The organism is Streptomyces sp. NBC_00271, from assembly GCF_036178845.1.
Taxonomy (GTDB): Bacteria; Actinomycetota; Actinomycetes; order Streptomycetales; family Streptomycetaceae; genus Streptomyces.
Genome location: NZ_CP108070.1, coordinates 971656 through 984914, shown reverse-complemented (window position 1 = coordinate 984914; position 13259 = coordinate 971656). Strand labels below are relative to the sequence as shown.

Genomic DNA, 13259 nt, shown 5'->3' with positions numbered 1-13259 from the left:
GGACGATGATTCGCACGCCTACGGTCGGCCCCATGGCGGATGACGAACCCACGCGCGCCGCACGTCTGCTGGATGCACAGGCGAAAGCGGAGCGGCTGTTCGCGGAGATAGAGGAGCGCGGGCTGGTAGGCGCCGGGGGAGGGCGAGCGGGCGGTCAGTGACCGGATCCGGGACCTGGCGAACGAACTGTTCGGCACGACCCGCCACTGGCACAAGCGGATCGTGCGCTCGGGCCCGAACACGCTGAAGCCGTACCGGGAGAATCCGCCGGACCGGGTGATCGGCGTGGACGACATCGTGTTCGCCGACTTCGGGCCCATCTTCGAGGAGTACGAGGCCGACTTCGGGCGCACGTTCGTCCTCGGCGACGACCCGGTCAAGCAGCGACTGCGCGACGACCTGCCCAAGGTCTTCGCGGCCGGGCGGCACTTCTTCGAGAGCGACCCGGACATCACCGGCAAGCGGCTGTACGCCGAGGTCGAGCGGCTTGCCACGGACGTGGGCTGGGAACTGGGTGGCTGGCACGCCGGACACCTGGTCGGCGAGTTCCCGCACGAGACGATCGACGGTGCGGACAGGGAGTCGTACATCGCGCCGGGCAATGACACCCCGCTGCGACGCACCGACAAGGCCGGGCGCCGCTGCCACTGGATCCTCGAGATCCACCTCGTCGACCGGGGGCGCGAGTTCGGTGGCTTCCACGAGGAACTGCTCGACCTCGGCTGATCCGTCACGCCCGCTCGACGAAGGGCGACCGGGTTGAAGGGACCCGCTCATCGACCTGGTGGCGAGCGGGCCGATCGCGTACTGGGGGAGCCCATGCCCTCTCTGTCCTGCCCAACTGGCGTCCAGCGCTCGGTCACGTCGTGAGGCCGCCGCATGGGCCGCCGTTGAGCGGATGCGCGGGGCGGTCGCGTCAACGGCGGGGCGGCCACTGGCAAAGGCAGGGGCAAGAATCGCCTCCGTGGCCCGCCACTCGCGGCGCAATGACCGTCTGGCAACGCACCGTTCACTCAGGGGCCGCTGGGGCACGCCAGGGTGCGGTCGTTGTCAGCTCAACTGCTCGCCAGAGAGGGCACCATGGCCACACAGACAGGGACACCGGACGAGTCGACGAAGTCTTCCGAGGGGGTCAGCCGTCGCCACGCGCTGGGCCTTCTCGGTACGGCAGGGGCCGGCGCGGCCGTCACCCCGTTGCTGGGAGCAGGTACGGCACAGGCCGCTCCGCTTGCCGCCCCGGCCCTTCACCTCACCGCGGACTCGGCCGGTGCGCCCCCGGTCCAAGGGCTGCACCTGACCTTCGGGGCGGACCCGCGCACCCAGATGACGGTGTCGTGGATCACCGACAGACCGGTGACCAGACCCGTTGTGCACTACGGCACGCTGGAGCACGGCTTCGGATCCAGCGCCGACGCCCGGACCGTCACCTACGTGGACGGCACCTCCAGCCGTACCGTCTACGTCCACCACGCCTCGCTGAACCGGCTCACCCCGGGCACCGACTACGTCTACCTCGCCACCCACGAGGGCACGACGCCCGACAGCGGTACGTTCCGCACCGCTCCGCGCGGACGGAAGCCGTTCACCTTCACCAGCTTCGGCGACCAGTCCGCCCCGCAGGTGACCTGGGCGGCCGACGGCACGGTGGCGCTCGACGCGAACTCCACCCCCGCGACGAAGGACATCGTCACCGGCATCGAGCAGGTCGCCCCGCTCTTCCATCTGCTCAACGGTGACCTGTGCTACGCGAACCTGGACGTCGACCGGGTGCGTACCTGGAACAACTTCTTTACCAACAACACCCGTTCCGCGCGCTTCCGTCCCTGGATGCCCGCGGCCGGCAACCACGAGATCGAGAAGGCCAACGGCCCGCTCGGGCTCGGCGCCTACCAGAGCTACTTCACCCTGCCCTCCACCGAGACCGACGCCGAACTCGCGGGCCTGTGGTACGCGTTCACGGTCGGCTCCGTCCGGGTGATCGTGCTGCAGAACGACGACAACTGCCTCCAGGACGGCGGCGACGTCTACATCAGCGGCTACTCCGGCGGACGCCAACTCGCCTTCCTGGAGAAGGAGCTGAAGGCGGCGCGCTCCTCCGACGACGTCGACTGGGTGGTCGTCGCCATGCACCAGGTCATGATCAGCTCCTCGGACGCGAACGGCGCCGACCTGGGCCTGCGCCAGAAGTACGGCCCCCTGTTCGACAGGTACGGTGTGGACCTCGTGCTGTGTGGCCATGAGCACAACTACGAGCGCTCGCTCGCCGTTCGTGGCGTCGTCACCGGCAGCGAGACGCTGACCCCGCGCCCGGTCTCCCAGGCCACCGATTCCATCGACACCGGTCTTGGCACCGTGCACATGATCCTCGGCGGCGGAGGCGTCTCGGGCACGACGAACGAGAAGTTCTTCACGGACGGCACCGCCAAGGTGATCACCGCTGTGTCGGCGACCCCCGGCTCCAACGGTAAGCGCACCTCCGCCTACACCAAGGAGGAGGCGGTCTGGACCGGAGTCCGGGACATCGAGCACCCCTACGGCTTCGCCGCCTTCACCGTCGACCCCGGACGGCACGCCGGTGACACCACCCGCATGCACGTGACCTACTACAACGTGAACAAGCCGAACGGCGACCTGTCGGTGTTCGAGACCTTCACGCTCCACCGCCGGCGCTCCGACGGCCACACGAGGTGACCCTGCCGCCGGTCCGTCACCGGCACCGGCCCATGGACGTGGTCGCGTCGGGACGAGGCAGGGGTGAACCGCACTCCGGCACACCGGGATCTAGTTCTGGCTCTGCATCGGTGTAGGCCGTGCCGAATGCCCTTGACGCTCATCGAGCAGTCCATGAGCCGAGAGTACGGCGCGCGAAAGGCCTGACGGGCAAAAGCCCAGGTCAGGTGCCTTTCTTCGCGCGCTTGGAAGAGGGTGTAGCTCTTGCTGAGGGAGATCGTGGTCACACCGTGAGTTGGTATCGGTGCTGGTCAGAGGTGGGTAGACGCGGAGCTGTCCTTCACCCGCTCATCCCCGGGCTCGATTCCGCGCTCGGCCCCCGGCTGCTCGTTCTCCGGTGCCCCCGCAGCCGGGGGGGCACCGATGGATTCCACTGTGTGACCGCGCATAATCCGTTGCATGGGCAGGTGGGGGTGGCCCACGATGCGCGGATGCGCTTCTCGATCAATATCCCGAACTTCGGCGACTTCGCCGATCCCCGAAACGTGGCAACTGTAGCGACGGCGGCCGAGGAGTCCGGGTGGGACGGGCTCTTCGTCTGGGACCACGTCCATTACCGGGGGTACTCGGGGCGGCCGTTCGGAGAAGCGTGGATGCTGCTGACCGCTGCCGCACTCGCGACGTCACGTATCCGGGTGGGGACGCTGCTCACGCCGGTAGCTCGTTATCGGCCGCAGCAGCTCGCGCGGCAGGTGGCCACCCTGGACAACCTCAGTGGAGGCAGGGTCGTCTTCGCCGCCGGGCTGGGCGGGCCGGTCGAGGACGAGTACGGCAGCTTCGGCGACTCCACCGATCGACGTGTGCTCGCCGAACGGCTGGACGAAGGGCTGGAGTTGTTGGTGCGGTTCTGGACGGGCGAGGCCGTCGACCATCACGGCCGGCACTACCAGGCGCGGAACGTGAGCCTGCAGCCCGCCACCGTGCAGCGGCCCCGGCCGCCGGTGTGGATCGGGGGATTCTGGCCGAACCGTCCGCCCGTGCGACGGGCCGCGCGGTGGGACGGCGCGGTCCCTCTGTTCAAGAACGCCCTGCATGGATTCCCGCCGGACCGCGAGGACGTACGGGAGCTGATCACCTACGTGCGCGGTCATCGAGAGGGCGACACCCAGCGCCCCTTCGACCTCGTAGTCGGCGGCGCCACTCCGGTGGACAGCGCCAAGGCCAAGGATGTGATCGGCCCGCTGCGCGACGCCGGTGCCACCTGGTGGGACGAAAGGCAGCTCGATCCCGGCCCCGATGTGGACTGCCTGGCTTCGGTGCTGCGGCGCATCGAGGCGGGGCCTCCGACACTCGATTAGGCGCCCCGCACCAAGGCGCAGGCGTCAGCGACGGCCCCGGAGGGCGAAGTCGTGCTGGTCGGACGCGGGGTAAAGGCGTTCGTGTTCGCGGGCGGCGTGGTAGCGCCAGTAGCGGTCGAGGTCGCCGCTGGAGACCATGGCGCGCAGTCGCAGGACGGCTTCGGCTCTGGGCAGGCCCCAGCGGGCGCCGGTGATGTCGAGGCGGTCGGCGATCAGGTGGCGGCAGGCTCCCTCGACCGCGCCGGTGGCGATCGGCCACCCATTGTTGAGCGCGGTGTCGTAGTGGAGTTGGTCGAGGTGCCCGGTCAGGTAGCGGTCGCAGGCGCCGACAGCCTCGCGCCGGGCAGTCGAGAGGTGTTCCCGCTCGGCTTGGGCGGTCAGCTCGGTGGCGACGCGGGCGGCGTGGCCTGTGAGGATCGCGGTCAGGTGGTCGGCTGCCCAGGCTTCGGCCTCGGTGGTGCCCGGTTTGTGGAAGGCGTGGGCGGCGGTCCACACGTACTCGACGACGTGCACGAAGTCCAGCAGGACGTGGACGGTGACGCCGCGTCGGCCAGTCTCCGCTGCGATCAGGTCGAGTTGGTGGCGGGCGCCGTCGACCAGGACGACCCACGGGCGCAGGCGTTTCGGATCGCGGGCCTCGGCCTGGTCGAAGGCGTCGGCGATGACCTGTTCGGGCGGGCGGACCGAGGCAGTGCACCACTTGTTCTCCGCCTTCGGTCCCGGGCGGGCGGGTCGTTCGCCGCTGCGGCCGCCGGGCGGGTGGATCACGTCGTGCGGGCGTCTGGGAGCGGGGCGGGTGTCGAAGACGCAGGCCACGGTGGCCATCCGCTTCCGGTTCAGCTTCTCGCACGGCGCGAGTCGGCCGCGATGGCCGGTCGCGGCTTTCACGGCGGCCCGGCGGGTGGCCTCCGGCGTTCTCCGGCCATAGCGGACGGTCAGGCCCTCGACCTGCTCAACGAAGGTACGGCGCGGGCAAGTTGGCCGATCGCAGACGAGGCGGTGGACCGACAGGTCAATAACGACGGGCCGCCCGGCGACGGCGGTATCGGCGAGGTGCCGCTGGTAACGGCTGTGGACACGATGCGCGGCCGTGCCACAGCCGGGGCAGTCCACCACGAGGTCGTCCCGAGTACGCGCGGTGACGTGCACCGGGCCACCCTCGACAAACACCCGCTCCACCAGCACCGTCTTCAGGTGCGGAAACGCCATACCCAGAAGCTCGTCACACTTAGGTGACGATGCCAAGTAGATGACGCTCCGTCACGCTCCACGAAAATCTTGCCTGAACCTTGCAAGTCCCCACCTCCTGCTCACTGCGTATGCAGACCTGCTCATGTTGGCTCCCCACCCGCTGGTTGTCATGACCGGCGATGAGAGGATCGCCGCCTGCCCGGATCAGGGCGTTGTTGAGGTCGAACAGGGGAGGCGTGCAGTGGCGCTGGGAACAGTGGTCGTCACCGGGGCAGCAGGAAACATCGGCTCGGTCGTGCGCCGGGCGTTGCGCAGCGAGGTCAGCCGCCTGGTCTTGCTCGACCGCGTTCCCCTCCAGGTCGAGGCCGCGAACGAGGTGGTCCACACCGTCGACCTTCGGGACGCTGCCGCCGTAGAGGCTGCGCTCGCGGGTGCGGACACCGTGCTCCACCTGGGCGGCCTGCCGGACGAGGCGCCGCTTGAGCATCTCCTCGACGCCAACGTGCTGGGCACCCACCATGTCCTGGAAGCCGCCCGCCGCGCGGCGATTCCACGGGTCGTGCTGGCCAGCAGCAACCGCGTAACCGGTTTCTATCCCACAGCCCATCGCACCGGCCCACAGGAGCCGGTGCGCCCCGACGGCCTGTACGGGGTGAGCAAGGCAGCTATCGAGGCCCTGGGGCAGCTGTATGCGGACAAGTTCGACGTTTCCGTGATCTGCCTGCGTATCGGCAGCTTCGAGGAGATGCCCACCGAGCCGCGCCACCTGGCGACCTGGCTCAGCCCGCGCGATGCCGTCGGCTTCTGCCGCGCCGCGCTTACCGCCCCGCTCTCCACGCGCTTTGCCACGGTGTACGCCGTCTCTGCCAACACCCGCCGCTTCTGGGAACTCCCCGCGGAATCCGAACTGGCCTACACGCCCATCGACAACGCCGAAACGCATGCGCCGCACATCACCGACGCCGACGTCCCTGCCGATCCCGAAGCTCCGCAAGCCGGCCCGTATGCCCTGCCCGAGTTCACGTTGAAACACATCCGCCCCTGACTCGCCCTTGGCCGACCGCTTTGGGCGTTCCGGTGGCTCTCCGAAGTGAGGAGCCAGCGCCAACAATGCGGCGTGAGTTATCCAGTGAGGGCGAGGTTGTGTAGGCGGGCGATGCCGAGCATGGCCTGATGGACGCCATCACCCTTGAGCCTGCAGTCCCGCAGGATCTTCCAGTTCTTCAGTCGGGACAGAGCATGCTCAACCCGAGCACGGGCTTTGCGATGCACCTTGTTCTCAGCCTCCTGCTGGGGGCTCAGGCGCCGTTGACCACGCCGTTTGCGGTGCGGAATGAGGGCGCCGGTGCCCTGGTAGCCGCCGTCGGCGATGACCGGGGCCCGCGGCAAGCCCGGTCGATTACGGACTCGGTGAACGCCCGGCAGTCGTTGCGGCTGCCGGGCAGCGGGATACCGATCGCGACGACCAGGCGGCTGTCGGCGTCGATGACCACCTGCAGGTTCGTCGAGTGCCGGTAGTTCTTGCTCGATGCGGAGATGCTCCGGTCGCGAGTGGGAACCAGCGTGCCGTCCACGATATAGACGGTGTCCTTGCGCGGCTGGCGGGCCGGCGAGATCGCCAGCAGCGGCGCCAGATGGTCAAGGATCCGGTCAGCCGCCGACTTCGAGATGCCAAACAGCGGCGCGACCTGCCGCAACGTGAGGTTCGTGCGCCAGTAAGTGGCCACCAGCAACACCCGGTTAGCCAGAGACAGACGCCACGGACGGCCACGCTGGACATCACCGCCCCGACAGCGCACCAGCGCCACCAGCTTCTCGAACTGCGACTCACTCAACCCGGAGAACGGCTCGATCCACTTCGGAAAATCCGCTGAGATCACCCCACCCATGCCCACCCAACGCTCCAACACGCTCACCAGTTATGGGACAACCTTTAGCCTGGGCGGCGTCGGGATGGTGGGTCCTGGGGGTCGACGCCGGTCCGCGGAGGCGTCCTTGGTGCCGCTGGGGCGCTGGGAGCGGCCCTTGCGTCCCGTGTCCCGCCGGCCTTTCTCGTCCTTATCGGCGTACTCCTCGCCGCGTGTGGTGCCGCTTTCCACCGTGTCGCCCGGTACGGGCTTCGTTTCTTCCTTGGACTTCGTCCGTCCCGGGCCTTTCCCGCCGCCGTGCTCGGCGGTGTGGAAGGAGCGGTGGGCACTCGGGTTGTCCTGCTGGCGTGTCTCGTCCACGTCGGGTGACCAGCCGTGTTGCTCGGTGCCCTTATGACGGCTCGGGCCTTGTCCGTGGGGTGGCTGGGACGTGTGTGGCTTCTTTGCCATGGGTCGACCTGCTTTCGGCGAGGCTTCCCCTTTGGATGTTAGGTGTGTGTTGCACCTTCCTTTGGTTGCGGCTATTCCGGGATGTCGCGTTCTTCCAGAGGGTGTACTGCAGGGCCTTGGAGGATCTCTCCGTCCGGGGCGAAGCGTGATCCGTGGCACGGGCACTCCCATGCCTGCTCCGCGTGGTTGAAGGACACGATGCAGCCGAGGTGGGTGCAGCGGGCCGAGACCGCCTGGAGTGAGCCGCTTTCGTCCCGGTGGACGGCGTACTGTCGGGTGCCCTGGCGCACCACGGCGCCGTGGCCCGGGGGGATGCCGTCCGGTGCGGGGCTCGGCACGGGCGATATGCGGTCGCCGACGAAGTGCCGGGCCACGTGGGCCTGATGCTTCAGGAACGACTTCCCTTCGTGGAGCACAGACGCCAGGCGGCGCGGGTCGTAGAGGTTGCTCCAGGCGGCCGGGCGGCCGTTGATCAGACCGGTGAGCAGACTGCCCGCCATGACGCCGCCGCTCAGGCCCCAGCCGCCGAAGCCGGTGGCCACGTAGGTGTGCCGACTGCGGGGGTGGAGCGGTCCGACCAGAGGGACGGAGTCGGTGGGGTCGTTGTCCTGCGTGGCCCAGCGATGGGTGAAGGTGAGCCCGGCGAAGCGGTCGTCGGCCCAGCCCACCAGCCGCGCGAACCGCTCCTCCACGTCCGCGGTGCCGGGGACGAAGTGTTCCCCGGTGACGATCAGCAGGCGGTTGCCGTCACGGTACGGCGCGCTGCGCACGGAGCGCGTGGCCTGTTCCGGCGTGATGTACATGTCCCGCGGGGCGCGGTCCTCGTCGATGGTCGCGGCGACGACGAGTTCGCGGCGTGGGCTGAGGCGGGTGAAGAGGAGGGCCCGGTCGAAGATCGGGTAGTGGGTGGCGATCACGACCTCGTCGGCGCGGACCGATACACCGGTGTCGGTGCGCAGGACGCAGGGTTCGCCCTCGGTGAGGCCGACGACGCGTGTTTCCTCGTACACGGTGCCGCCGCGTCGGCGCAGGTCTTCAGTGAGGGCCAGCAGGTACTTACGGGGATGGAACTGGGCCTGACCGCTCACCCGGACCGCCCCGGCGATCGCGAAGGGCAGGTCGGTCTCGGTGACGAACTCGGCCGGCAGGCCCGCCTCGCGTGCGGCTTCGGCCTCGGCCCGCAGCTCGCGGGCGCGCCGTGGATTCTCGGCGTAGGTGCAGGCCGCCGCCCCCTCCCACTCGCAGTCGATGCCGAGCTCGTCGACGATCTCGTGGGCGTGCCGGATCGCCTCGGTCTGCGAGCGCGCGTACAGTCGTGCGCCTTCGGGGCCGCGTGTGCGGCGCAGATGGTCGTAGACCAGGGTGTGCAGGGCGGTCAGTTTGGCCGTCGTGTGGCCGGTGACCCCGGCGGCGATGCGGCCGGCCTCCAGCACCGCGACCTCGCGTCCCTGCCTGACCAGCTCCCAGGCCGTGCTGAGCCCGGCGATGCCGGCGCCGACCACGGCAACGTCGACGGTGAGGTCACCGGACGGCGGGGGAGCGGGGTCGCCGGGCGGTGCGGACTCCATCCAGTAGGACCCCTGAGTTGCTGTCTCGGCGTTCATGGCGGCCGAGTGCCCCTCATGGTGTGCGATACGCCTGATATGTCGGTGTTCATTGCTCCGCGCGGGTACCGGGTGTCGTGCGGAAGGACTGCACGTGAGGAGGAAACGATGAGTACGGTGAAGGAAGCAGTGGATATCGAGGTGCCCGTCCGCATCGCCTACAACCAGTGGACGCAGTTCGAGGAGTTCCCGAACTTCATGGAGGGTGTCGAGGAGGTGCGGCAGCTTGACGAGCGACAACCACTGGACGACCTGACGACGATGGGCGGGGTAATCACGTCCCTCGCCGGGCCGTCGGTGAGGGCGCCGATGTATCGGACAAGGGCACGAACAAGGGCCGTGCGACGCTGCACACAATCAAGGCCTTCAAGCCGAAGCCGGACGCGCGCCCGGGAATCCCGGTTCGGCCTTCTGACGACTCGGGACACGAAACCGCGCTCCCGGACGGAAGCCGCCTGGGCCGTGATCGACGTGCTGGTCAACAACTCGGGGAACAGCACCATGACGTCGGCGCCGTAGTGTGGGGAACTCTTTGCACTGAGAGATGCTGGCGCGGGCCGCGCAAGCGACCAAGATGAGGGGCTGCTCGCCGTGGACTCGAGGCGCTACCCACAGATGCTGCGGCAGATGTGCTGGGACACTACGTGATCAAGAATCTGCCCCAGATCCTGAGGAGTCTGTGACAAGCGGCTCTCCTGTGCTCCGAGGGAGCTCAACGACGACAGCGTCTGGCTACCGGGGCGACCTGGCGCACCGGGCGGACGTGTGTGCTGCGAGGGCGATGCCGAGAGCATGGCCGACGTCATCGGGCAGTGCCCCGCCGGCGGGCCAGGCGACCAGAGCCTCGGCCACTATCCGCAGTTTCGTGTTGGTGTTCATCGACACCTCACGCAACAGGTCCCACGGGTCGTCGGGCGTGACGCCTCCCTGCGCGACCACCACGCCCATGGCCTGGTCAATGCAAGCACGGGTCTGCATACCCTCCTTGAGCTGGTGGTTCTCCTCTGTGAGCCGACGTGTTTGCTCCATCACGGATTCCTCCGCATCACCCCCTGTGGAGGGGACCCCGGTCTGAGGGAGCCATGCGGGAGTAGCCATGTCCCACGCCTTCCCGGACGACGGTGCCTAATCCAGGATCGCCCAGGACGATTCGTGACGCACGCGGTTGCTCGCGGTCGGCACTGGGGCTACAGGCGACGGGCTACGGGGTACGGCGTTGTGCGAGGGGTGACTGTTCTCCCCCTCCGCCCTTGGTGTTTCGATGAAGTACCTCCCCGTCGCGGGAGCCTCGCAGTCATGGCCGCCACCATGGATTTCACGCTGAGGAGCGGGTCAACCCGCTTGCTACTCGAGGCCCGCACGCCTCGCCGAACGGAATCGGATGTGTCCACGACCGTCGATTTTGCTCTTCCTGGCGGCCTGAGCCATCTCAGCACGATGTCTCACCTCCCGGTGCCTTTTGCCCTGTTGTCGAGTGGCAATCGTGCGAGACCAGCCTCGGCGTGGTCGCGGTGAGGGAAGAAGGGGGAGGTACATGCATGGCTGGACGGAGCTTCGTCGGAGCCGACGCCCATGGGAGGCGTGATTCGGATGCGCACGGGAGAGGCGATGACGGATCGGCACGGTGGTGAGCAAGGGAAGTGCTGTGATCTTTTTTGCGAACTTTCTTTCGGACCTGGCAGTAGATCTCGGCGAGGGCGAGGTGCTGGCTCAGTGGGCACAGCAGGCGCCGCGCAAGGCGTGGCTTCTGCGGCCCGGAGACGTACTGGTGAGCCCCGTACCTCTGGGAAAGGAGTTCCTGGAATATGTGACCGGCCTGACGGGGGTGCCCAGCGAGAGCGTGACGGTGATCGCGGTACCGCCGGTCGGTGCCGTCCCGTTGGCGCAAGCGGTACGTCAGGCTGGGCTCACGGACCGACTACGGGCTCTTGCCGGCGAACCGGGTGCCGCGCTGCTGCCGACAGCACTGGATGCGTCGGCGATCGGCTTCGCGCGGGATCTCGGCCTCACGGTCCACCCCTACTCCACGGTTGACGACGCCGCGGCCGCGCTGAAGATCACCATGCGGCTGAACACGAAGGCCGGGTTCCGCGAGGTGGCCGAGCGCCTGGGGATGCGATTGCCTGCGGGTCAGGTGTGCCGACGCCCTGAGGTGGACGGGGTCGTACGTGAGTTTCTGGGGCAGTACGAGCGAGTGGTGATCAAGCCTGACCGCTCTGCCGGAGGCCACGGGATGCGCTTCGTAGCGCGCGGCGACCTGGAAGGCGGACCAGCCGTGGAGCTTGATGTGATTGGTGGTCCCGTGGGGACCTGGGTGGTGGAGGAGCGCGTGGACGTGTCCGCGTCGGTCAGCATCCAGCTGGAGACCAACACCTCCGGGACGCGAGTCCTGTTCAGCGGTGCGATGCACACAAACCAGGGTTCCTTCACGGGATACGTGTCTCCGCTGCCGCCGTCCTGCGTGCACGTGGCCGGGGAGTTGGAGGAATGGGGGCTCCAACTGGGCCGCTACCTGGCCGACTATGGCTACGCGGGGCCCTTTGGAGTGGACGCGCTGGTCAGCACGGACGGCGCGGTGTATGCCGACGAGAGCAACATCCGCCGTACCGCGACGACAACGCCCCACACGATGGTCACCCGACTGACTGCGGGGTCGGCGGTCGGCCGTCCGGCATGGTCGCTGTCCAAGGGGTATACACGACGGCCCTTCTCCTTCGAACAAGCCCTCGCCCGGCTGCGGGAACACCACCTCGCCTTCGACCCGGCACGGCGTGAAGGCGTCGTCCTCTACGTGGATGCGCCGTCGGATGGCCGTTCCTGGCGCTACGCGGTGATCTCTGCCAACGCTGACGGTGTAGGCGAGTGGGATGCCTGGCTGTCCCAAGCCATGGAATTCGAATCGATCTGACCCGATGCCTGCGCAAGCCCTCGGTAGCGGGTTGTCGCGTTTGGCGCCGCTCGAATGAGGTGTGCAGGAACGTCCTCAGGTCTGCGCCCCCTGGGCAGAACTTGTACCGCTACTCATTCGCTCTGTCCGGGCCCAGCGATCGTTCAAGAGGTTCCGAAGAAGGGGGCGAGTGCTCCGGGGTCTGCGAGAGAGCGTGAGGCCGCCGTCAGCACAGAAGACCTGAAGGCCGTACTCGAAGTGCTTGCGGGCATGCTCGTCCAGCCACGCGGCTACGAGTAGGTCCGCTCTGTCACCGCAACGTCGTCGGCGACCTCGAATCCGACCGGGTCCAACGCACCGTCCCGAAGACCCGGAGTGTGTGGCGGCACCGGACTGTTCGCCTGCCCGGCCGCCGGGCCGGCCGACCGTGGAGGTGGTGACTGTGCTCTTGCATTGCAGTCCGTACGGATTGGCGTCGGCGCTTTCACAACTGCTGTTGTTGCCGAGGAGGGAGTGTGCTGCGGAGCCTGAACCCAGGTGTGAGCGAGTTCCTCGGCGCCGAATCGGCCAAAATCGGCGCGGGCTAGAGCCCACTTCGCCGTGTGGCCCCGCTGAGGCTCGTCCTCATCCAGGGAACGGTGTGCGAGAACATGCGCGTGGACCACCTCGGTGGCGAGGCCGAATGGCCACCTGCCGCTGCTGGTTCAACCGCGGTGGCACAGTAGAGGGAATCGTTCTCCGCATCTGTCACCAGGCCCTGGTCTACGCGGGGCGTCACCGCGTGGACAACCTTGGACCAGCCAGGACTGGGTGACCAGGACGGTTCCGACGGGGCCGTAGGTGACGGCGTTGGACGCCCGCCGGTTCACAGGGTTCGCCCTCGGTGAGGCCGACGACGCGCGTTGCCTCGTACGGCGTGCCGCCCCGTTGGCGCAGGTCGGCGGTGAGCACCAGCAGGTACTTGCGGGGATGGAACTGGGCCTGCCTGCTCATCCGGACCGCGCCGGCGATGGCGAAGGGTCACTCGATCTAGGTCATGAACTCGGCGGACAGACCCGCGTCACGTGCGGCTTCGGCCGGCCTGTACATCGACGTTTCCTGGATCCTCTGGGTCGCCGAGATCGCCGGGGCTGGTGACCCTGCGCCCGATGGTTACGGCGGCGTGAGAGTGGGGGATACGGCCCTCCTCTCATCTTTGTGTGGTCCATGGCCCGAAGCGCCTGCCGTCACG

General features: G+C 68.2%; 6 protein-coding genes and 7 pseudogenes. 6 read left to right on the top strand and 7 right to left on the bottom strand.

Annotated elements, in window-relative coordinates:
• The first annotated feature begins 32 nt into the window (after positions 1-32).
• From OG798_RS04900 to OG798_RS04890, 3 genes and pseudogenes are all read left to right on the top strand, one after another.
• Positions 33-726 (top strand): annotated as a pseudogene (locus OG798_RS04900) (M24 family metallopeptidase).
• Positions 727-1080: 354 nt separating this feature from the next.
• Positions 1081-2691 (top strand): purple acid phosphatase family protein, encoded by a 1611-nt coding sequence (locus tag OG798_RS04895; protein WP_267060497.1) that lies wholly within the window; start codon positions 1081-1083, stop codon positions 2689-2691.
• A gap of 470 nt (positions 2692-3161) precedes the next feature.
• Complete coding sequence (locus tag OG798_RS04890; RefSeq protein WP_328756383.1) at positions 3162-4028, top strand: LLM class flavin-dependent oxidoreductase; 867 nt, start codon at positions 3162-3164, stop codon at positions 4026-4028.
• A 24-nt stretch (positions 4029-4052) separates the two neighbouring features.
• Here the strand turns inward: OG798_RS04890 and OG798_RS04885 are convergent.
• Both OG798_RS04885 and OG798_RS04880 read right to left on the bottom strand, forming a co-directional pair.
• Positions 4053-4937, bottom strand: a pseudogene (locus tag OG798_RS04885) (ISKra4 family transposase); the annotation flags it as partial.
• An 87-nt stretch (positions 4938-5024) separates the two neighbouring features.
• Positions 5025-5237: pseudogene (locus OG798_RS04880) on the bottom strand (transposase family protein); the annotation flags it as partial.
• Positions 5238-5388: 151 nt separating this feature from the next.
• On the opposite strand from OG798_RS04880, the gene OG798_RS04875 reads away from it, so the two are divergent.
• On the top strand, positions 5389-6264 hold the full coding sequence (locus OG798_RS04875) for an NAD-dependent epimerase/dehydratase family protein (protein WP_097227030.1): 876 nt from the start codon (positions 5389-5391) through the stop codon (positions 6262-6264).
• A gap of 77 nt (positions 6265-6341) precedes the next feature.
• Here the strand turns inward: OG798_RS04875 and OG798_RS04870 are convergent.
• The 3 genes and pseudogenes from OG798_RS04870 to OG798_RS04860 all read right to left on the bottom strand — a co-directional run bounded on the left by OG798_RS04870 (position 6342) and on the right by OG798_RS04860 (position 9141).
• Positions 6342-7108: pseudogene (locus OG798_RS04870) on the bottom strand (transposase).
• 44 nt (positions 7109-7152) lie between these two features.
• Positions 7153-7537: pseudogene (locus OG798_RS04865) on the bottom strand (hypothetical protein).
• Between the two features lie 71 nt (positions 7538-7608).
• Positions 7609-9141 (bottom strand): FAD-dependent oxidoreductase, encoded by a 1533-nt coding sequence (locus tag OG798_RS04860; RefSeq protein ID WP_328756382.1) that lies wholly within the window; start codon positions 9139-9141, stop codon positions 7609-7611.
• 108 nt (positions 9142-9249) lie between these two features.
• Between OG798_RS04860 and OG798_RS56435 the strand changes: the two are divergent.
• Positions 9250-9394, top strand: a pseudogene (locus tag OG798_RS56435) (SRPBCC family protein); the annotation flags it as partial.
• A gap of 479 nt (positions 9395-9873) precedes the next feature.
• Here the strand turns inward: OG798_RS56435 and OG798_RS04850 are convergent.
• Positions 9874-10170, bottom strand: coding sequence for an ANTAR domain-containing protein (locus OG798_RS04850; protein WP_121417603.1), 297 nt, complete (start codon positions 10168-10170; stop codon positions 9874-9876).
• A gap of 595 nt (positions 10171-10765) precedes the next feature.
• Between OG798_RS04850 and OG798_RS04845 the strand changes: the two genes are divergently transcribed.
• A complete protein-coding gene (locus OG798_RS04845; protein WP_328756380.1) occupies positions 10766-12049 on the top strand; it encodes a peptide ligase PGM1-related protein in 1284 nt (427 codons plus the stop codon).
• An 846-nt stretch (positions 12050-12895) separates the two neighbouring features.
• Here OG798_RS04845 and OG798_RS56430 read toward each other — a convergent pair.
• A pseudogene (locus OG798_RS56430) lies at positions 12896-13105 on the bottom strand (FAD-dependent oxidoreductase); the annotation flags it as partial.
• Positions 13106-13259: the final 154 nt, after the last annotated feature.

Coding starts and splice junctions, on each gene's coding strand:
- OG798_RS04895 (WP_267060497.1), top strand. CDS start 1,081: ATGGCCACACAGACAGGGACACCGGACGAGTCGACGAAGTCTTCCGAG.
- OG798_RS04890 (WP_328756383.1), top strand. CDS start 3,162: ATGCGCTTCTCGATCAATATCCCGAACTTCGGCGACTTCGCCGATCCC.
- OG798_RS04875 (WP_097227030.1), top strand. CDS start 5,389: ATGACCGGCGATGAGAGGATCGCCGCCTGCCCGGATCAGGGCGTTGTT.
- OG798_RS04860 (WP_328756382.1), bottom strand. CDS start 9,141: ATGAACGCCGAGACAGCAACTCAGGGGTCCTACTGGATGGAGTCCGCA.
- OG798_RS04850 (WP_121417603.1), bottom strand. CDS start 10,170: ATGGAGCAAACACGTCGGCTCACAGAGGAGAACCACCAGCTCAAGGAG.